This is a genomic window from Streptomyces sp. NPDC015130, assembly GCF_043080005.1.
Classification (GTDB): Bacteria; Actinomycetota; Actinomycetes; order Streptomycetales; family Streptomycetaceae; genus Streptomyces.
In genome coordinates this window covers 1-18,895 of sequence record NZ_JBIBVC010000023.1, presented here as the reverse complement: position 1 = coordinate 18,895, position 18,895 = coordinate 1, and the positions used below count along the sequence as shown (strand labels likewise).

Below are 18,895 nucleotides of genomic sequence, written 5' to 3'. Positions count from 1 at the left end.
GCTTCGTCGTCAGCGAAGACTGTGGGAGGTCCTGCCCGAGACCTCGTCGATCTCCGTGTGGGCCTTCTGGAGCAGCTGGGAGGCGAGGTCCATGAGGGCGCGGGCGCCCGCGATCTCCTCCCCGACGCGCAGCTGGTCCGGATCGGAGGGGTGCCGGTTGGCCGTGCCGTGGGCCCGGAACTCGGTGCCGTCGGTGAGCCGGACCATGGCCGCCGCCCGCGTCCGGTCGCCCTCCTCCTTGAATTCCATCTCCACGTGCCATCCGACGAGTGTGTGCATCATGAGGACCACCTCCACCGAGGTACCTGTCGGCTACCTCTCCAGAGTGCGCCGCCCGGTGCCGCCCCACCACTCGCCCCGTTGTCAGTGGTGCCCCGTACGTTCTCCGCATGGCGATGATCCCGAACCAGCTGCCTCGGCTCGCAGCCGATCCGACCGGCCGTTCTCTCGGCCTCGACCTGCCGCCCGGCGCCCTGACCGGCCCCGCGGACGCCCCGTACCTCTGGTCGGGCCACGGCGCGGCGGGCCCCGCCGGCTGGGGCGCGTTGCGCCCGGCGGCCCGCACGGCGGGGCTGCTTCCGGTGCTGCTGGGCGGTGACTGGGGCCTGGACCGGTGGGAGCTGATGCCGGAGCGGATGAGCGACCCGGCCGACCACGAGGCCGACGAGGTCCTGGCCGGGTTCTGGGACGCGAACGCGTCCGAGGAGATGCCCGGGAGCGCCGGCTGGCCGGGGCTGGCCCCGGAGCGGCCGTACGACACGGATCCCGACGGGACGGCGGCGGCCGTCGCCGAGATGCTGACGGAGCCGGGCTTCTGGCTGGAGGATGCCCGTCCGGCGCTGGTTCCGGCGCGGCGCAGCGCGGACATCCCCGCGGTGATCGGCTGGACGGGGCCGCTGAACCACGAGAACGACGTGGCCAGGCTGTGCGCGGTGCTCCGGTCCTGGGAGGACCGCTTCGGGGCCCGGGTCGTCGCGCTCACCTTCGACCAGCTGGTGGTGTCGGTGGCGTCGCCGCCCGTGACGGTGGAGGAGGCCGAGGCGGTGGCGGCGGAGCACTACGCGTTCTGCCCGGACAACATCGACCAGGGCAGCGCCTCGACCCTCCGCGACTACGCCCGGACGGGGCTGCTGGACAGCCCCGTCTGGACGTTCTGGTGGGACTGAGCCCACCGGGGGCCTATCGGCGTGCGGCGGACAGCTTCTGGGCGACCTCGGTGGCCCAGTAGGTGAGGATCATCTGCGCGCCGGCGCGCCGGATGCCGGTGAGGGTCTCGAAGATCGCCTTGTCCCGGTCGATCCAGCCCTTCTCGGCGGCCGCCTCGACCATCGCGTACTCACCACTGATCTGGTAGGCGGCGACGGGGACGTCCACGGCCTCGGCGACCTTCGCGAGCACGTCCAGGTACGGCCCGGCGGGCTTCACCATCACCATGTCGGCGCCCTCCTCCAGGTCGAGCGCAAGCTCGCGCATCGACTCGCGGAGGTTGGCGGGGTCCTGCTGGTAGGTCTTGCGGTCGCCCTGGAGGGAGGAGCCGACGGCCTCGCGGAAGGGGCCGTAGAAGGCGGAGGAGTACTTCGCGGTGTACGCGAGGATCGCCACGTCCTCCTTGCCGATGGTGTCCAGGGCGTCGCGGACCACCCCGACCTGGCCGTCCATCATCCCGGAGGGTCCGACCACGTGCACGCCCGCGTCGGCCTGCACCTGCGCCATCTCGGCGTACCGCTCCAGGGTGGCGTCGTTGTCGACCCGCCCGTCCGCGTCGAGGACACCGCAGTGGCCGTGGTCCGTGTACTCGTCGAGACACAGGTCGGACATGATGACGAGGTCGTCGCCGACCTCGGCCCTGACGTCCCGGATGGCGACCTGCAGAATGCCGTCCGGGTCGGTCCCAGCCGTTCCCGCCGCGTCCTTCTTCGCGTCCTCGGGTACACCGAAGAGCATGATCCCGGAGACCCCGGCCTCCAGCGCCTCCACGGCGGCCTTCCGCAGGGTGTCCCGCGTGTGCTGCACGACGCCGGGCATCGCGCTGATCGGGACGGGCTCGCCGACGCCCTCCCGCACGAACGCGGGAAGGATCAGATCGGCCGGCTGCAACCGCGTCTCGGCCACCATGCGCCGTATGGCGGGCGTCGTCCGCAGCCGCCGCGGCCGCGCCCCGGGAAAGGATCCGTACGAGTTCATAATCCCGAGGCTACGCCCGCCCAAACGGTGCTCTTACCGACACCCTGTTGCCGCCGAACCCCACCCGGTCACGCCCCACCACCACCGCACCGCGTACAACCCCAGCCCCACCCCCGCGGGCACGCACCCCAGCCCCACCCCCGTGTGGGCAATCGTCCCGCTGGGCGTGGGGGTCCCCCCCTCTGGGGGAGGGTGGGCACACGGGACGGCGCCCTTCGCGGGCGCCTCCGCCCCCGTACCGACCCGCACCACCGGATCCCGCACCCCGCCAGGCCCCCCACGCACCGGCCCACGGGCCAAGCCCGAGAAAACGCCGGGGCGCGGGCCCCATAAAGGAACCCGCGCCCCGACCGAGCAAACAACCACCCACCTACGTGGTCCGCCGCCTCCGCGCCCCCGGCCGCCGCTCACTGGGCCGCGTCACCGGATCGCCGGCCTCCAGCGCCGCCTCCCGCCGCCGCAGCCCGAAGTCCGCCAGCGCCTCGGCGAGCTTGTGCACGGACGGCTCGGGCGACAGCACGTCCACCCGCAGCCCGTGCTCCTCGGCCGTCTTGGCCGTCGCGGGACCGATGCACGCGATCACGGTCACGTTGTGCGGCTTCCCGGCGATACCGACCAGGTTCCGCACGGTCGAGGACGACGTGAACAGAACGGCGTCGAACCCACCGCCCTTGATCGCCTCACGCGTGTCCGCCGGCGGCGGCGACGCCCGTACGGTCCGGTAGGCGGTGACGTCGTCGACCTCCCACCCGAGCTCGATCAGGCCCGCGACCAGCGTCTCGGTCGCGATGTCGGCCCGCGGCAGGAAGACGCGGTCGATCGGGTCGAAGACGGGGTCGTACGGCGGCCAGTCCTCCAGAAGCCCGGCGGCCGACTGCTCGCCGCTCGGCACCAGGTCCGGCTTCACGCCGAAGTCGACGAGCGCCGCGGCGGTCTGCTCGCCCACCGCCGCGACCTTGATCCCGGCGAAGGCGCGGGCGTCGAGCCCGTACTCCTCGAACTTCTCGCGTACGGCCTTGACCGCGTTCACCGAGGTGAAGGCGATCCACTCGTACCGTCCGGTGACGAGCCCCTTGACCGCCCGCTCCATCTGCTGCGGGGTCCGCGGCGGCTCGACGGCGATCGTCGGCACCTCGTGCGGCACGGCGCCGTACGAGCGCAGCTGGTCGGAGAGCGAGGCGGCCTGCTCCTTGGTACGCGGCACGAGCACCCGCCACCCGAAGAGCGGCTTCGACTCGAACCACGACAGCTGGTCCCGCTGCGCCGGGGCGCTGCGCTCGCCGACCACGGCTATCACGGGCCGGTGTCCCTCGGGCGAGGGGAGGATCTTGCCCTGCTTGAAGACCTGGGCGATCGTGCCGAGCGTCGCGGTCCAGGTCCGCTGCCGGGTCGTCGTGCCCGCGATCGTGACGGTGAGCGGGGTGTCCGGCTTACGACCCGCCGCCACCAGTTCACCGGCGGCCGCGGCCACCGAGTCGAGCGAGGTGGACACGACGACGGTGCCGTCGGAGGCGCCGACCTCGGCCCAGCAGCGGTCGTCGGCGGTCCTGGCGTCGACGAACCGCACGTCCGTGCCCTGCGCGTCGCGCAGCGGGACACCGGCGTAGGCGGGCACGCCGACGGCGGTGGCGACACCGGGGACGACCTCGAAGGGGATGCCCTCGGCGGCGCAGGCGAGCATCTCGGCTCCCGCGTTCCCGTCGAGACCGGGGTCGCCGGTCACCGCACGGACGACCCGCCTGCCGCCCCTCGCGGCCTCCATGACAAGATTGGCGGCATCCCTCAACACGGGGACTCCGGCGGCTGTTGACGCCTCGTCAACAACCGTCAGCTCAGGCGTGCTCACCCCCGCACGCGCATGGTCGCGAACGACCTCGAGCACCTCCGGCTCGGCGATCAGGACGTCCGCGCCCGCGAGGGCCTCGACGGCCCTGAGGGTCAGCAGTCCGGGGTCTCCCGGTCCTGCGCCGAGGAACGTGACGTGCCCGTGGCCGGTGAAGGCCGAGGACACAGGGCTGGTGGTCGGGCGGGTGGGGTTCAAAGTGCTCGCTCCCCCATAAGACCAGCCGCACCCTTGGCGAGCATCTCGTCCGCGAGTTCGCGTCCGAGCGCCATCGCCTCGTCGTGCGAGGTGGGTACGGGACCGGTGGTGGACAGCTGCACCAGCGTCGAGCCGTCGGTGGTGCCGACGACGCCGCGCAGGCGCATTTCGGTGACAACCTGCCCGTGACCGGGGTCGTCGGCCAGCAGGTCGGCCAGCGCACCCACGGGTGCGGAGCAGCCGGCCTCCAGGGCGGCGAGCAGGGATCGCTCGGCGGTCACGGCGGCCCGCGTGAGCGGGTCGTCGAGAGCGGCGAGCGCGGCGACGAGCTCGGCGTCGGACGCCGGGCACTCGATCGCCAGGGCCCCCTGGCCGGGGGCGGGCAGGACCGAGTCGACCGACAGGTGGTCGAGCGACAGGGAGCCGGTCAGCTCCGCGGTCCCGCCGATGCGGTTGAGACCGGCCGCGGCGAGTACCACCGCGTCCAGTTCACCGCTGTGCACGTAGCCGACCCGGGTGTCGATGTTCCCCCGGATCGGGACACAGGTGAGTTCCAGGCCGTGGCTGCGCGCGTACGCGTGGAGCTGGGCCATGCGCCGCGGCGAGCCGGTGCCGACGCGGGCGCCCTTGGGGAGCCGGTCGAGCGTGACGCCCTCGCGTGCGATCAGGACGTCGCGCGGGTCCTCGCGCTTCGGGACGGCGGCCAGCGCGAGCTCGGGGTGCTGCGCGGTCGGCAGGTCCTTCAGGGAGTGGACGGCGAAGTCCACGTCACCGGCGAGCAGCGCGTCGCGCAGGGCGGCGACGAAGACGCCGGTGCCGCCGATCTGCGCGAGGTGCTCCCGGGAGGTGTCCCCGTACGTCGTGATCTCCACGAGCTCGACGGCCCGGCCGGTCAGCCGCCGGACGGCGTCGGCCACGTGCCCGGACTGGGCCATGGCGAGCTTGCTGCGCCTGGTCCCGAGCCTCAGTGCCCTCTCGGTCATACTCGCCCTCGGTTCTTGACGTCGGCGTCATTCAGGTCGGCCCGGCTGACGGATGCGACCGTCTCCGGGTCGAGGTCGAAGAGTGTCCGCAGCGCGTCCGCGTACCCGGCACCGCCGGGCTCGCTGGCCAGCTGCTTGACCCGCACGGTCGGCGCGTGCAGGAGCTTGTCGACCACGCGTCGCACGGTCTGGGTGATCTCGGCGCGCTGCTTGTCGTCGAGGCCGGGCAGCCGGCCCTCGAGCCGGGCGACCTCGCTGGCCACGACATCGGCGGCCATCGTGCGCAGGGCGACGACGGTCGGGGTGATGTGCGCGGCGCGCTGGGCGGCGCCGAAGGCGGCGACCTCGTCGGAGACGATGCCGCGGACCTGGTCGACGTCGGCGGCCATGGGCGCGTCGGCGGAGGCCTCGGCGAGCGACTCGATGTCGACGAGCCGGACGCCGGGGATCCGGTGCGCGGCGGCGTCGATGTCGCGGGGCATCGCGAGGTCGAGCAGGGCGAGCGGGGTGCGGCGGCCGAGTACGGCGGCCTCGACGGCCTCGGCGGTGAGGACGAGTCCGGTGGCGCCGGTGCAGGAGACGACGACGTCGGCACGTGTCAGTTCGTCGCCGACGGCAACCATCTCGACCGCGCGTGCGGCCACTCCCGTACCACCGGGCTCGCCGAGGATCTGGGCGAGCCGCTCGGCGCGGGCCAGGGTGCGGTTGGCGATCACGACCTCGGAGACGCCGGAGCGGGCGAGGGTGGCCGCGGCCAGCGAGGACATCGATCCGGCGCCGATGACGAGCGCCCGCTTGCCCTTGGCCCAGGTGTCGACGTCCGCGTCGCCCGCGCCGCCGGCGAGCTGCTCCAGGCCGAAGGTGACGAGCGACTGCCCGGCCCGGTCGATCCCGGTCTCGCTGTGGGCGCGCTTGCCGACCCTCAGGGCCTGCTGGAACAGGTCGTTGAGGAGCCGTCCCGCGGTGTGCTGCTCCTGGCCGAGCGCGAGGGCGTCCTTGATCTGGCCGAGGATCTGGCCCTCGCCGACGACCATGGAGTCGAGCCCGCAGGCCACCGAGAAGAGGTGGTGGACGGCCCGGTCCTCGTAGTGCACGTAGAGATAGGGGGTGAGCTCGTCCAGGCCGACGCCGCTGTGCTGGGCGAGGAGCGTGGACAGCTCGGCGACACCGGCGTGGAACTTGTCCACGTCGGCGTAGAGCTCGATGCGGTTGCAGGTGGCCAGGGCGGTGGCCTCGGCGGCCGGTTCGGCGGCGAGGGTGTCCTGGAGGAGCTTGATCTGGGTGTCCGCCGGCAGCGCGGCCCGCTCCAGGATGGAGACCGGGGCGCTGCGGTGGCTCAGCCCGACGACGAGGAGGCTCATGCCGGCATCACGGCGGGGACGTCCCCGTCGGGTCCCTTGCGGCTGCCCGGGGTGCGGGCGGCGGGCGGTGCGGTGGGCGCACCGGTGTCCGTGGCCGTCTCCGGGCCGCCCTCGGCGCCCGCCTCCTCGCCGGCCTTCCGCTGCTCGTGGAAGGCGAGGATCTGGAGCTCGATGGAGAGGTCGACCTTGCGCACGTCGACGCCGTCGGGCACGGAGAGCACGGTGGGGGCGAAGTTCAGGATGGAGGTGACTCCGGCGGCCACGAGCCGGTCGCAGACCTGCTGGGCGACGCCGGCCGGGGTCGCGATGACGCCGATGGAGACGCCGTCCTCGTTGATGATCTTCTCGAGGTCGTCGCTGTGCTGGACGGGGATCCCGGCGACCGGCTTGCCGGTCATGGCGGGGTCGGCGTCGATCAGGGCGGCGACGCGGAAGCCGCGGGAGGCGAAGCCGCCGTAGCCGGCGAGCGCGGCGCCGAGGTTGCCGATGCCGACGATGACGACGGGCCAGTCCTGGGTCAGCCCCAGCTCACGGGAGATCTGGTAGACGAGGTACTCGACGTCGTAGCCGACACCGCGGGTGCCGTACGAGCCGAGGTAGCTGAAGTCCTTGCGCAGCTTCGCGGAGTTGACGCCCGCGGCTGCCGCGAGCTCCTCGGAGGAGACCGTGGGTACGGAGCGCTCCGACAGCGCGGTCAGTGCGCGCAGATACAGCGGAAGCCGGGCGACGGTGGCCTCGGGAATTCCTCGGCTACGGGTCGCCGGTCGGTGAGTTCGGCCAGTTGCCACGGTGCTCCTGCGGGATGAGCGGGGCTGCAGGCGGCCATATGTCCCAAGACCGCCCCGTCGAATGCAGGCTATGTCTTTGTGAACGCGTGCACAAAGATGGTGTCCGTTTTGTCCGGCCAAAGTGACCGGGGTCACGCGGCTGGTTCCCATCGTCGCGGAACCGCGGAGTCGGTCAGAGCGTTGAGATCTCGAAGGGGGCAAAACCGCACACACTCCTCACGACGCCGCCCCCGAAACCCAACAAAACGTCCATGATGGTAACCGCCTTTCGGTCACACACCCAGTTCACGCCGGAGCCGCTGGGGGTCCACCCGCCAGAAGGTGTGCTGCTCACCGTCGACGAGTACGACGGGGATCTGCTCCCAGTAGGCGCGGTGGAGCTCCTCGTCGAGCGTGATGTCCTTCTCCTCCCATCGTGCCCCCGTTTCGGCGCACACGGCCTCGATCACCGCCCGGGCGTCGTCACAGAGGTGACAACCCGGCTTGCCGATCAGCGTCACGGTGCGCGACGCGGCGTCCTTCTTCTTCGTCCGTCCGAACATGACGTCCATTCTGTCCAATTAACAGGGGAGCCCCGCAGTGTTCACGCCCCGGCATCGTCACAAGTCGGGAAGTACCGAACAGACTGGCTATGCTCACGGCATGGCCGCTCTGGGATGGCTCACCCCTCGTAGGCGCTCCGCCACCGCGCGCAGCGTCCTCGCAGGCGAGGCCGCTGCCGAGGCAGCGCGGAAGTCCTCGCTCCAGCTGGAACGGGAGCGGGAGGAGGCGGCGGCGGAGACCGCGGCCGCCGAGACCGCCCCGGCCGAACCCGAGTTCCCGGTCGTCGGCGACGTACGGGCGGCGGCCTTCTTCGACCTCGACAACACCGTGATGCAGGGCGCCGCGATCTTCCACTTCGGCCGCGGCCTGTACAAGCGGAAGTTCTTCCAGCGCCGCGAGCTCGCCCGCTTCGCCTGGCAGCAGGCCTGGTTCCGGCTCGCCGGTGTCGAGGACCCCGAGCACATGCAGGACGCCCGCGACAGCGCCCTGTCCATCGTCCAGGGCCACCGCGTCTCCGAACTGATGTCGATCGGCGAGGAGATCTACGACGAGTACATGGCCGACCGCATCTGGCCCGGCACCCGCGGCCTCGCCCAGGCACACCTGGACGCGGGCCAGAAGGTCTGGCTCGTCACGGCCGCCCCGGTCGAGACCGCCACGATCATCGCCCGGCGGCTCGGCCTGACCGGCGCGCTCGGCACGGTCGCCGAGTCCGTCGACGGCGTCTACACCGGCAAGTTGGTCGGCGAGCCCCTGCACGGCCCGGCCAAGGCCGAGGCTGTACGGGCCCTCGCCTCCGCCGAGGGGCTCGACCTGAGCCGCTGCGCCGCCTACAGCGACTCGCACAACGACATCCCGATGCTCTCGCTCGTCGGGCACCCGTACGCGATCAACCCGGACACCAAGCTCCGCAAGCACGCGAAGGACCGGGAGTGGCGCCTGCGCGACTACCGGACCGGCCGCAAGGCCGCCAAGGTCGGCATCCCCGCCGCCGCGGGCCTGGGCGCGCTCGCCGGCGGCACCGCCGCCGCGGTCGCCCTGCACCGCCGCCGCCGCTGACCCGGCCACCCGCCGGACACCAGCCGCACCGGAGGCCTCCCCCCGGCGCACCGCCGCTCTGCCGATACGTTTCGGCTGCGATCATCTGCGACAACCCCGGACCAGGCGCCCTCACCCGTCCGTGGTCGAACACCCCCGCACAGGTCGACTCCCAGGCATTCCGGGGTCCTTACCCAGCAGCGGCCCCGATCACTCACCCGTTCTGCACTTGAGCACAACGCAACGCCCGCGCAGTCACACTCGGAAGCAATTCGATCAACAACCGGTCACGAACAGTGGCCAGTTATGACTGCAAGCAGTAACGGAAACGACGTAATCGGTGATTTGAGCAACTGGGTGTAGCGCTGCCTGTACGAAGCGTTATTCTCCTCAGACGCACAAAGGACCCCTCCCGTCGCCACGACGAGTGAACGGTCCTGTACTGCACGTGATGGAAGCTCTGCCTCTGGGAGTCCCGTGTACCCACACGTCGGGGTTGACACCTCGGGCCTGGCTACGCTGCGCGCAACGGTCCTCGACCACTTGCGCGGCTTCGTCCCCACCGCGTACGCCGGCCCCGTCCCCGCCTTCGCCTTCGCCTCACCGGCACCCGCCGGCCCTTGCTATGCCCTGGCCGACGGCAGCGCCGCCGTGGGCAGACGGGGAACCCGCGGCGGCGCCGGAACCTCGACCGCCGCCCGCCGCCCCACCGCCGACAGCGACAGCGCCCGCATGATGGACCTGGTCGAGCGGGCCCAGGCCGGCGAGGCCGAGGCCTTCGGCCGGCTGTACGACCAGTACAGCGACACCGTCTACCGCTACATCTACTACCGCGTCGGCGGGAAGGCGACAGCGGAGGACCTGACCAGCGAGACGTTCCTGCGCGCCCTGCGCCGGATCTCCACCTTCACCTGGCAGGGCCGCGACTTCGGCGCCTGGCTCGTCACCATCGCCCGCAACCTGGTCGCCGACCACTTCAAGTCCAGCCGCTTCCGTCTCGAAGTGACGACCGGCGAGATGCTCGACGCCAACGAGGTGGAGCGCAGCCCCGAGGACTCCGTACTCGAGTCCCTCTCCAACGCGGCACTCCTCGACGCGGTCCGCCGCCTCAACCCCCAGCAGCAGGAATGCGTGACCCTGCGCTTCCTCCAGGGCCTCTCGGTCGCCGAGACCGCCCGCGTCATGGGCAAGAACGAGGGCGCCATCAAGACCCTCCAGTACCGGGCCGTCCGGACCCTGGCCCGCCTCCTCCCGGACGACGCCCGCTGACCGGTGCGCCCCCCACACGCGCCTCCACCCACCGGTCCGGGCCCCGCCGGCCCACGCCCCACCCCCCGCTCCTCCCCCCACGCCCCACGACCCCCGTACAACTCACAGTCGGTGACGCCTCGGTGACGCACTGGTCCGATCATCTTTCGCGCGTAACCCAAGTGCCGCGCCGCTCGTTGTGCGGAATGCAGGCTCCCTGTGGTCACGCCATGCCCGCAGCCACTCACTCGTTCGTGTGGATGTGTTCAAGGTGTGCAACCTTCCGGACACCCCGGGGAGTCGACCGTCATGACGAGAGGAGGTGCCGCCAGTGATCGCGAACGTATCGGCGCACCGGCGGGCGAACGCCTTCGCCCAGGCCCTGGAGGACCGGGCGGCCGAGGGCGCGGCAGTCGAACAGCCCGAAGCTCCGGCCGAACCGGCCGAGCAGGGACGGCTGTTGGCGCTGGCGAACGGCCTCGGTGAACTGCCGAAGCCACAGCTGGATCCCGAGGTCAAGGTGGTGCAGCGAGCGCAGCTCGTCGCCGCCATGGAAGCGATGCTCATGGAAGGGAGCGCGGCCGCGGGACCTACGGTCCCGGAGCAACGGGCCCCGGGCGGAAAGGGAACCCACCGGGCCTCCCCGCTCCGCAAGCTCCGCCCCCGTTCCCGCTGGTCCAAGGGCCTAGCCGCCGGCGGCCTCACGGTCGGTGTGGCGGCCGGAGCCTTCGGCGGCGTGGCCGCCGCCAGCTCCGACGCCCTCCCCGGTGACTCGCTGTACGGCCTCAAGCGGGGCATGGAGGACATCAAGCTCGGCATGGCGGACGACGCCGCGGACCGCGGCGGCATCTACCTCGACCAGGCGTCCACCCGGCTCAGCGAGGCCCGCAGGCTCATGGAGCGGGGCCGCTCGGGCGACCTCGACCACGAGTCGCTCACCGAGATCCGCCGGGTCCTGGGCGGAATGAAGCACGACGCCAGCGAGGGCCACCGGCTGCTCCGCGAGGCCTACGAGCAGGACGGCGAGATCGGCCCGATGGCCCGTCTCAACTCCTTCGCCCAGGCCCACCGGGACACCTGGAACGGCCTCCGCGACCGGCTCCCCGTCCAGCTCGCGGACGTCGGGAGCGAGGTCACCGGGGTCTTCGACGCCATGGACGAAGAGGTCGAGCCGCTCCAGTCGGTGCTTCCCCGCACCCTGGAGAAGGACGGCATCACCACCGAGCGTCCGACCGGCCGGACCAGCGCCCCGCAGGACACCCGGCAGCCGGACACCCAGCGTCCGCCGTCCACCCACGAGGCACCGTCCACCGGCAGCACCTCCGCCCCGCCCCGCCCGACCGGTCCCACCCCGAGCACCGGTACGAGCACGAGCGCGAGCACGGACAGCGGCAGCACCACCTCACCGGAGGACGACGGTCTCCTCGGCGGCAACACCGGGGGGCTGCTCCAGCCGCCCTCCCCGACCGGCCCGCCGACGGCACCCACCACCACGACCCCGGCACCCCCCGAGGCACCGGACGTGACCCTTCCGCCACTCCTGCCGGGCCTGCTTCCAGGCCTCGGCATCGACAGCGAGGACGCTCGCTAGCAAGGGAGGAGGGGCGCCCCACGGACGGGGGCGCCCCTCCACTCTGTCTTCTGCCTCCCTCGCACCGCTCGGCCCCGGGGGGCCTCACGGCCTTCGGAAGCCTGCGCCGGACTCCGTCCGTCGGGCGGGCGCGGGGATCAGAAGAACACCGACCGCCGCTGTACCAGCAGCTTGTAGAGCGTGTGCTGTATCTGCTCCCTGACCTGGTCCGTCAGATTGAACATCAGCATCGGGTCCTCCGCCGCCTCCGGCGCGTACCCGTCCGTCGGAATCGGCTCCCCGAACTGGATGGTCCACTTCGTCGGCAGCGGCAGCGCCCCGAGCGGCCCCAGCCACGGGAAGGTCGGGGTGATCGGGACGTACGGGACACCGAGCACCCGCGCCAGCGTCTTCGCGTTCCCGATCATCGGGTAGATCTCCTCGGCCCCCACGATCGAGCAGGGCACGATCGGCACCCCCGCCCGCAGCGCCGTCGAGACGAAACCGCCCCGCCCGAACCGCTGCAGCTTGTACCGCTCCGAGAACGGCTTCCCGATCCCCTTGAAGCCCTCCGGCATCACACCGACGATCTCGCCGGCCCGCAGCAGCCGCTCCGCGTCCTCCGCGCAGGCCAGCGTGTGCCCCGCCTTCCGCGCCAGCTCGTTCACCACCGGCAGGACGAAGACCAGATCCGCGGCGAGCAGCCGCAGGTGCCGCCCCGCCGGGTGCCGGTCGTGGACGGCCACCTGCATCATCAGCCCGTCCAGCGGCAGGGTCCCCGAGTGGTTGGCGACGATCAGGGCCCCGCCCTTGTCGGGGATGTTCTCGATGCCCTTCACCTCGACCCGGAAGTACTTCTCGTACAGCGGGCGCAGCAGCGACATCAGGACCTGGTCGGTGAGCTCCTCGTCGTAGCCGAACTCGTCGACCTCGTACTCACCGGTGATCCGCCGCCGCAGGAACGCGAGCCCACCCGCGAGCCGCCGCTCCCACCCCCCGGCCCCGGACACGCCCCCGGCCTCCGCCCCGGCAGGCCCTTCGGCACCGGCCTCCACCGCGGCACCGGCCCCGGCAGGCCCCTCCGGGGCCTCCTCCGGCTCCTGGGGGCCCTGCTGGGCCCCGGGCAGGGCTCTCACGGCCGCCGCCTCCCCGTCGGCCCGGCTGGGCCGACGACGGGCCCGCGAACGGTCGTCGTCGAACGGAATGACCTTGGCGTCCGCCATCGCTGTCCGGTCCCCTCAGGCGCCGTGGTGAAGTGAGTCGGTGGCCGCCGGGGCGAGCCGGCCCGCGAGCCGGTCCACCGCCCCGGCGAGCATCTCCGGCGGCAGGAGGCCAGGCCCCCGGCTGCCGGCGAAGTCCGCGAAGGTCTCCGCGGTCGTGTAGCGCGGCGAGAAGCCGAGGACCTCACGCATCTGCACCGTCGAGACGACCCGGCCGTGGGTGAGCAGCCGGATCTGCTCGGGTGCGAAGTCGGTGATCCCGACGGTGCGCAGCGCCGTCCCCACCCAGGTGACGGCGGGCAGCAGCACGGGGACGGTCGGCCGCCCCAGCCGCCGCGCGCACTGCGAGAGCAACAGGACCCCGTCCCCGGCGACGTTGAACGTGCCGCTGTTCAGGGTGGCCCGGCGGGGCTCGTGCGCCGCGAGGCGCAGGACGTCGATCACGTCGTCCTCGTGGACGAACTGGAGCCTCGGGTCGTAGCCGAGGACGGTCGGCATGACCGGCAGCGACAGGTACTCGGCGAGCGGGGAGTCCACCCGCGGCCCGAGGATGTTCGCGAAGCGCAGCACGCACACGGCCACGTCGGGCCGGCGCCGGGCGAAGCCCCGCACGTACCCCTCGACCTCGACGGCGTCCTTGGCGAAGCCCCCGCTCGGCAGCGACTTCGCCGGGGTGGTCTCGGTGAAGACCGCCGGGTCGCGCGGCGCGGAGCCGTAGACGCTCGTACTCGACTTGATCACGAGCCGCTGGATCCGCGGCGACTTCTGGCAGGCCCCCAGGAGCTGCATGGTGCCGATGACGTTGGTCTCCTTGACCGACGTACGGCCGCCGGCGCCGAGCGCCGTGCCGGTGACGTCCATGTGGACCACCGTGTCGACCTCGTGCTCGGCGAGGACCTTCGCGATGGCCGGCCGGCGGATGTCCGCCCGGACGAACTCGGCGGCTCCGAGCTGGTGCGGCGGGTCGACCGCGTCCACCGCGATCACCCGCTCCACTTCCGGGTCCCGCTGGATCCGCCGTACGAAACGGCCCCCGAGGTGCCGGGCGGCACCGGTGACGAGCACGACCCTGCCCAAGATCAGCGCCTTCCGTCCGTCTTCCGTTGGTCGCCACCGTAGCGCCTCCGTATTTCGGCGCGAATAAGGCGTGGCCCTCCACCGCGAACGGTGAAGGGCCACGCCTGACGCACGAATCGCTGCGGTGCAGCGGTCGCCTTACTTCTTGTTGCGACGCTGAACGCGCGTGCGCTTGAGCAGCTTGCGGTGCTTCTTCTTCGCCATCCGCTTGCGCCGCTTCTTGATAACAGAGCCCACGACTACCCTCGCTCACTTCTCGGAACATCCCCGCCTCCCGGCGGGGATCGGTGCGGGGCGTCTGGGCCCACACGACCTACGTCGGCCTAGCCTACCGTCCCGAGCACCTCGCTTGTAATCCGAGGGCCGTACGCGACTTTCCCGGCGAAACCGGCCGCGCGCTCGCTACGCGGTCCCCACCCCCACGAAGGACTCCCTCAGGTACTCGTGAACCGCCTGTTCCGGCACCCGGAAGGACCTGCCCACCCGGATCGCCGGCAGATGACCGCTGTGCACCAAGCGGTACACGGTCATCTTCGACACGCGCATCACCGAGGCGACTTCCGCCACGGTCAGAAACTTGACCTCGTTGAGAGGTCGCTCGCCAGCAGCCATGACCCACCTGTACCTTCCGCCGCGACGCCCACCGGCTTCCCCTCCGGTGACTCTTCGTCGCCGAGCGCTCACTCGCCAGACTAGGGGCGGGTGGTACGAGTGGGGAAGAGGAGCTGTCACCGGCCGTTTACCGTGACAGACACGCTCGATTGAGTACATAGCGCGTGAGCGGATGGTAGTAGTCGGAGCGCACGCCGTCATCAAGCGGAACGGCCACCGACACCTGCCCCTCCGCCTCACCGACGAACAGCGCGGGATCATCCGTATCGGCGAGACCGATGGCCTCGATACCCAGCTGACCTGCACCGCAGACCCATCCGTGGTCCCCGACCACCAGCTCGGGAAGCGGCCCGCCGGCCTCCGCCGCACTTTCGAGCGCAGCCCTAACCGGCAGCGCGGAGTGCGAGTGCGCCCCCGGCTCACGGCCGTCCCCCGACAGCCCGGGCTCCCGCACCAGCGCGACCCCCCGTACGTAGTCGAGGAGGTACGTACGTACGCCGAACCGGGTCGTTATGTCGACACATCGCCCCTGCGCCGGAGTGAGGACAAGACATCCCGCCGCCGACAAAGCGTCTGCGAGCGCGACGTAGAAACCGAGCAGACGATGCGGATGCCCCGTTCCGAACAGCACCGGAACCCGCCGCGCGGCCGCCGCGCCCAACCGCGCGGCGAAGGCGTCGAGCCCCCTCAGCGTCCGCTCGGGATCGATGACGTCCGGCCCCGACCGGTGCTCCGGGTCCCCCGACACCCCGCACTTGTCGGCCATCAACCGCAGCAGATCCGCCTCGTCCCACCCCCAGGCGGGATCGAGCCCCAGCAGCACCCGCGGATCACGCGCCGCGAAGAGCCGATAGCTCCGCAGGCTCTCCTCCCGCGACGTCGCCACCGTCCCCGCCAACCCCGCCGCCAAAAGATGCGCCCGCAGCGCCCCGGTACTCAACACCCTCCCGATGCTGCCGGAACACACCGCCCCCGGAGCCGAAACCCCGGGGACAGCGCACAGTCGGCGTAACGGCCGGCGGCCCCCTTCAGGGGAAACCGACAGGCCCACTCCTCTAGGGAAGCAGCCCCCGCAGCGGGAAGGCAGCCTTCCGGGTCGCGAGCACCGCCTGGTCCAGTCGGTCCGCGGGGTCGTAACCGGCGGCCCACTCCCGGAAGCCCACCGGCCACCGCCCGTCCGTCATCCGCGCCGGCCCCAACTGCCGGGTCCGCGCGTACACCTCGTCCCGCCAGGACGACGGAGTCATGGACTCCGGCTCCACCGGGGCATGCGCGGCGATCCCCACCAGATGCGTCCAGGACCGCGGCACGACGTCGACCACCGCGTACCCGCCACCGCCGAGGGCGACCCAGCGCCCCTCCGCGTACTCGTGCGCCAGCTCGTGACAGGCCTCCTGCACGGCCCGCTGCGCGTCCAACGACACCGCCAGATGGGCCAGCGGATCCTCGAAGTGCGTGTCCGCCCCGTGCTGCGTCACGAGCACCTGCGGCCGGAAGTCCGCCATCAGTTCCGGCACCACGGCGTGGAAGGCCCGCAGCCACCCCGCGTCCCCGGTCCCCGCCGGCAGCGCGACGTTCACGGCCCCGCCCTCACCGGGCCCCGCGGCACCCGTCTCCTCCGGCCACCCGGTCTGCGGGAACAACGTCCGCGGATGCTCGTGCAGCGACACCGTCAGGACCCGCGGATCCTCCCAGAACGCGGCCTGCACCCCGTCGCCGTGATGCACGTCCACATCCACGTACGCGACCCGCTCGGCCCCCAGCTCCAGGAGCCGGGCGATCGCCAGCGACGCGTCGTTGTAGATGCAGAAACCCGAGGCGCTCCCCGGCATCGCATGGTGCAGCCCGCCCGCGAAGTTCACCGCGTGCGCGGCCTCCCCGCGCCACACCGCCTCCGCCGCCCCCACCGACTGCCCCGCGATCAGCGCCGACACCTCGTGCATCCCGGCGAACGCCGGATCGTCCACCGTCCCCAGCCCGTACGCCTGGTCGGCACGGCGCGGATCGGCCGACGCCGCCCGCACCGCCGACACATAGTCCTCACGGTGCACGAGCCGCAGCGTCGACTCCCCCACGGGCTTCGCCGACACCACGTCCGTCGCCCGGTCGAGCCCGAAGGCCCGCACCAGCGACATCGTCAGCGCGAGCCGTACCGGATCCATCGGGTGCTCGGGACCGAAGTCGTACTGCGTGACAGCTTCATCCCACATCAACAGTGCGCGGCCGCTCATGCCCGCCACCGTATCGGGCCTCTCTCGAACCGAACGACGTGGCGTACACCACCGTCACCAGGACCAGCACCATCGGAACGAGCATCGCCCCCCGGTAACTCCACGTGTCCCCGAGCGCCCCCACCAACGGCGAACCGACCAGGAACCCCACGTAGTTGAAGACGTTGAGCCGCGCGACCGCCGCGTCACTCGCCCCCGGGAACAACCGCCCGGCAGCGGCGAACGTCTGCGGCACCAGCACACTCAGCCCGAACCCCAGCACGGTGAACCCGGCGATCCCCACCCACGCACCGGGCGCCACGGCCACCACGGCGAACCCCAGCGCGGCGAGCACCGCCCCGCACCGGACCACCGTCGCGGCGCCCAGCCTCCGCACCCCGAGGTCCCCGACCGCCCGCCCGAGGAGCGTGGTCACCATGTACGCGTTGTACGGCACGGTCGCGAGCTCCTCCGAACCGCCGAGGACGTCCTGGAGGTACTTGGCACTCCAGTTGGAGACGGTCGAGTCCCCTATGTACGCGAAGGTCATGACGAGACAGAGCGGCAGCAGCAGCGCGAAGGAGACCCCGCTCCCCCCGCGCTCCGCCCCCTCACCCTTCACCGGCGGCGACTCACCGGCCCCGTACCACCGGCTGCCGACGAGAGCGGCGGGCAGCAGCACCGCGACGACCGGCAGGTACGACACGAACAACGACAGGTGCCAGTGCGCCCCCACCCAGGCGAGCGAGGCACCCGCGATCCCGCCGAGGCTGTACGAGGCGTGGAAACCGAGCATGATGCTCCGCCCGTACGCCCGCTGAAGGTTCACCCCCAGCATGTTCATGGAGGCGTCCAGGGCACCCACCGCGAGCCCGAAGAGCCCGAGGGCGACCGCGGCCTCCCACAGCTCCGAGCCGGCCCCCACACCGAGGAGCGCGAGCAGGACGACGGGCTGCGCCCACCGCAGCACCACCGCGGGCCCCACCCGGGCGACGACCTTCTCGGTCGCCACGCTCCCCACCCCGGCGAGGATCGGCACGGCCGCCAGGAACGCCGGCAGCAGCGCGTCCGAGATCCCGTACCGGTCCTGGATCCCCGGTATTCGGGTCACGAGCAGGGCGAACGTGACCCCTTGTACGAAGAAGCTGACCGCCAGGGCTCCCCGCCCACGCCGCAACCGCGCATCCGTCATGGCGGCACAGCGTAGGCCCGGGGCCTACCCGTGGGTAGATGGATCACAGACCCAATGTCGCGGGCAGCTCGTCCATCGCCCCGAAGTACCCCGTCGCGCCCGCGAGCTTCTCCTTGGGCGTCATCGCCGTGAACCCGTACACGTCCATCCCGGCCGCGACGGCGGCCTGGACCCCGAGCCCACTGTCCTCGACGACCACACACCGCTCGGGGGCGACGCCCATCCGCGCGGCGGCGTGCAGGAACAGGTCCGGCTCCGGCTTGCCCCGGCCGACGTCCTCGGCACTGAAGACGTTCTCGTCACGGAACCACGCGTCGAGCCCGGTCTTCCGGTGCCCCACCCGGATCCGCTGATGGCTCCCGGAGGAGGCCACACAGTACGGAACCCCCGCCTCTGCCAGCCCCTTCAGCACCTCCGCGGCCCCGCGCACGGCCTCCAGCTCCCGCTCGAAGGCGGCGAAGACCCGCGCGTGGAACGTCTCGTCGAAGTCAGCGGGCAGCCGCTCCCCGGTCCGCTCCTCGACGAGCTCGTGGATCCGGTGCATGGCTGACCCCATGTAGTCCCGCACCGACTCCTCGTACGAGGTGGGATGCCCGAGCTCCGTCAGATAGCCGGCGAGGAGCGTATTGGAGATCGGCTCGCTGTCCACGAGCACACCGTCGTTGTCGAAGATGACCAAGTCGTATCGCATGGACAAAGCCTAGAACGCAAAAATGCCTCAACCCCCGGAATCAATCCGGGGGTTGAGGCTAAAAATTGTTCGGCGGCGTCCTACTCTCCCACAGGGTCCCCCCTGCAGTACCATCGGCGCTGAAAGGCTTAGCTTCC

General features: G+C 71.8%; 19 protein-coding genes. 4 read left to right on the top strand and 15 right to left on the bottom strand.

Translation table 11 applies throughout. The annotated features are described in order from the left end of the window. Positions 1-9 precede the first annotated feature (9 nt). Complete coding sequence (locus ACF08F_RS33950; protein WP_055646212.1) at positions 10-279, bottom strand: DUF1876 domain-containing protein; 270 nt, start codon at positions 277-279, stop codon at positions 10-12. A gap of 110 nt (positions 280-389) precedes the next feature. Here ACF08F_RS33950 and ACF08F_RS33945 point away from each other — a divergent pair, with 110 nt between their 5' ends. Next, a complete protein-coding gene (locus tag ACF08F_RS33945) occupies positions 390-1,166 on the top strand; it encodes a DUF4253 domain-containing protein (RefSeq protein ID WP_392302376.1) in 777 nt (258 codons plus the stop codon). Positions 1,167-1,179: 13 nt separating this feature from the next. Here the strand turns inward: ACF08F_RS33945 and hemB are convergent, their stop codons facing one another. From hemB to ACF08F_RS33915, 6 genes are all read right to left on the bottom strand, one after another. Next, positions 1,180-2,184: a porphobilinogen synthase gene (gene hemB / locus ACF08F_RS33940; RefSeq protein ID WP_392302375.1), complete on the bottom strand. Its 1,005-nt coding sequence runs from the start codon at positions 2,182-2,184 to the stop codon at positions 1,180-1,182. A 370-nt stretch (positions 2,185-2,554) separates the two neighbouring features. Further along, positions 2,555-4,225 carry a uroporphyrinogen-III synthase gene (locus ACF08F_RS33935; RefSeq protein WP_392302374.1) on the bottom strand — a complete coding sequence of 557 codons (1,671 nt, stop codon included), beginning with the start codon at positions 4,223-4,225 and terminating at the stop codon, positions 2,555-2,557. Next, positions 4,222-5,208, bottom strand: a complete 987-nt coding sequence (gene hemC / locus ACF08F_RS33930; RefSeq protein ID WP_392302373.1) for a hydroxymethylbilane synthase — start codon at positions 5,206-5,208, stop codon at positions 4,222-4,224. Before hemC ends, ACF08F_RS33935 begins: the two co-directional genes overlap by 4 nt. Continuing rightward, positions 5,205-6,569: a glutamyl-tRNA reductase gene (locus tag ACF08F_RS33925; RefSeq protein ID WP_392302372.1), complete on the bottom strand. Its 1,365-nt coding sequence runs from the start codon at positions 6,567-6,569 to the stop codon at positions 5,205-5,207. The genes hemC and ACF08F_RS33925 overlap by 4 nt, the downstream gene beginning before the upstream one ends. After that, positions 6,566-7,357: a redox-sensing transcriptional repressor Rex gene (locus tag ACF08F_RS33920; protein WP_392302371.1), complete on the bottom strand. Its 792-nt coding sequence runs from the start codon at positions 7,355-7,357 to the stop codon at positions 6,566-6,568. Before ACF08F_RS33920 ends, ACF08F_RS33925 begins: the two co-directional genes overlap by 4 nt. Before the next feature lie 272 nt (positions 7,358-7,629). Beyond that, a complete protein-coding gene (locus ACF08F_RS33915) occupies positions 7,630-7,908 on the bottom strand; it encodes a glutaredoxin family protein (protein WP_392302370.1) in 279 nt (92 codons plus the stop codon). A gap of 91 nt (positions 7,909-7,999) precedes the next feature. Between ACF08F_RS33915 and ACF08F_RS33910 the strand changes: the two genes are divergently transcribed. The 3 genes from ACF08F_RS33910 to ACF08F_RS33900 all read left to right on the top strand — a co-directional run bounded on the left by ACF08F_RS33910 (position 8,000) and on the right by ACF08F_RS33900 (position 11,777). Further along, positions 8,000-8,959: an HAD family hydrolase gene (locus ACF08F_RS33910; RefSeq protein ID WP_392302369.1), complete on the top strand. Its 960-nt coding sequence runs from the start codon at positions 8,000-8,002 to the stop codon at positions 8,957-8,959. A gap of 456 nt (positions 8,960-9,415) precedes the next feature. Beyond that, positions 9,416-10,207, top strand: a complete 792-nt coding sequence (locus ACF08F_RS33905) for an ECF subfamily RNA polymerase sigma factor, BldN family (protein ID WP_055642830.1) — start codon at positions 9,416-9,418, stop codon at positions 10,205-10,207. Positions 10,208-10,517: 310 nt separating this feature from the next. Next, on the top strand, positions 10,518-11,777 hold the full coding sequence (locus ACF08F_RS33900) for a DUF5667 domain-containing protein (protein ID WP_392302368.1): 1,260 nt from the start codon (positions 10,518-10,520) through the stop codon (positions 11,775-11,777). A gap of 137 nt (positions 11,778-11,914) precedes the next feature. On the opposite strand, the gene ACF08F_RS33895 is transcribed toward ACF08F_RS33900, so the two are convergent. From ACF08F_RS33895 to ACF08F_RS33860, 8 genes are all read right to left on the bottom strand, one after another. Continuing rightward, the gene (locus tag ACF08F_RS33895) at positions 11,915-12,979 is read right to left on the bottom strand and encodes a lysophospholipid acyltransferase family protein (RefSeq protein WP_392302367.1); all 1,065 of its coding nucleotides are present in this window, start codon (positions 12,977-12,979) and stop codon (positions 11,915-11,917) included. A gap of 15 nt (positions 12,980-12,994) precedes the next feature. Beyond that, positions 12,995-14,053, bottom strand: coding sequence for an NAD-dependent epimerase/dehydratase family protein (locus tag ACF08F_RS33890; protein WP_392302366.1), 1,059 nt, complete (start codon positions 14,051-14,053; stop codon positions 12,995-12,997). Between the two features lie 138 nt (positions 14,054-14,191). Next, positions 14,192-14,290, bottom strand: a complete 99-nt coding sequence (locus ACF08F_RS33885; RefSeq protein ID WP_003948845.1) for a 30S ribosomal protein bS22 — start codon at positions 14,288-14,290, stop codon at positions 14,192-14,194. Positions 14,291-14,455: 165 nt separating this feature from the next. Next, entirely contained in the window at positions 14,456-14,665 is a 210-nt protein-coding gene (locus ACF08F_RS33880; protein WP_015034391.1) for a helix-turn-helix domain-containing protein, read from the bottom strand. A 127-nt stretch (positions 14,666-14,792) separates the two neighbouring features. Next, positions 14,793-15,608 carry a phosphatase gene (locus tag ACF08F_RS33875; protein WP_392302365.1) on the bottom strand — a complete coding sequence of 272 codons (816 nt, stop codon included), beginning with the start codon at positions 15,606-15,608 and terminating at the stop codon, positions 14,793-14,795. 112 nt (positions 15,609-15,720) lie between these two features. After that, entirely contained in the window at positions 15,721-16,896 is a 1,176-nt protein-coding gene (locus tag ACF08F_RS33870; protein ID WP_392302364.1) for an acetoin utilization protein AcuC, read from the bottom strand. After that, a complete protein-coding gene (locus tag ACF08F_RS33865) occupies positions 16,865-18,067 on the bottom strand; it encodes an MFS transporter (RefSeq protein ID WP_392302363.1) in 1,203 nt (400 codons plus the stop codon). The genes ACF08F_RS33870 and ACF08F_RS33865 overlap by 32 nt, the downstream gene beginning before the upstream one ends. A gap of 43 nt (positions 18,068-18,110) precedes the next feature. Further along, positions 18,111-18,758 carry an HAD family hydrolase gene (locus ACF08F_RS33860; protein ID WP_392302362.1) on the bottom strand — a complete coding sequence of 216 codons (648 nt, stop codon included), beginning with the start codon at positions 18,756-18,758 and terminating at the stop codon, positions 18,111-18,113. Positions 18,759-18,895 lie beyond the last annotated feature (137 nt).

Coding starts and splice junctions, on each gene's coding strand:
- ACF08F_RS33950 (WP_055646212.1), bottom strand. CDS start 279: ATGCACACACTCGTCGGATGGCACGTGGAGATGGAATTCAAGGAGGAG.
- ACF08F_RS33915 (WP_392302370.1), bottom strand. CDS start 7,908: ATGGACGTCATGTTCGGACGGACGAAGAAGAAGGACGCCGCGTCGCGC.
- ACF08F_RS33945 (WP_392302376.1), top strand. CDS start 390: ATGGCGATGATCCCGAACCAGCTGCCTCGGCTCGCAGCCGATCCGACC.
- ACF08F_RS33925 (WP_392302372.1), bottom strand. CDS start 6,569: ATGAGCCTCCTCGTCGTCGGGCTGAGCCACCGCAGCGCCCCGGTCTCC.
- ACF08F_RS33910 (WP_392302369.1), top strand. CDS start 8,000: ATGGCCGCTCTGGGATGGCTCACCCCTCGTAGGCGCTCCGCCACCGCG.
- hemC (WP_392302373.1), bottom strand. CDS start 5,208: ATGACCGAGAGGGCACTGAGGCTCGGGACCAGGCGCAGCAAGCTCGCC.
- ACF08F_RS33865 (WP_392302363.1), bottom strand. CDS start 18,067: ATGACGGATGCGCGGTTGCGGCGTGGGCGGGGAGCCCTGGCGGTCAGC.
- hemB (WP_392302375.1), bottom strand. CDS start 2,184: ATGAACTCGTACGGATCCTTTCCCGGGGCGCGGCCGCGGCGGCTGCGG.
- ACF08F_RS33880 (WP_015034391.1), bottom strand. CDS start 14,665: ATGGCTGCTGGCGAGCGACCTCTCAACGAGGTCAAGTTTCTGACCGTG.
- ACF08F_RS33860 (WP_392302362.1), bottom strand. CDS start 18,758: ATGCGATACGACTTGGTCATCTTCGACAACGACGGTGTGCTCGTGGAC.
- ACF08F_RS33895 (WP_392302367.1), bottom strand. CDS start 12,979: ATGGCGGACGCCAAGGTCATTCCGTTCGACGACGACCGTTCGCGGGCC.
- ACF08F_RS33870 (WP_392302364.1), bottom strand. CDS start 16,896: ATGAGCGGCCGCGCACTGTTGATGTGGGATGAAGCTGTCACGCAGTAC.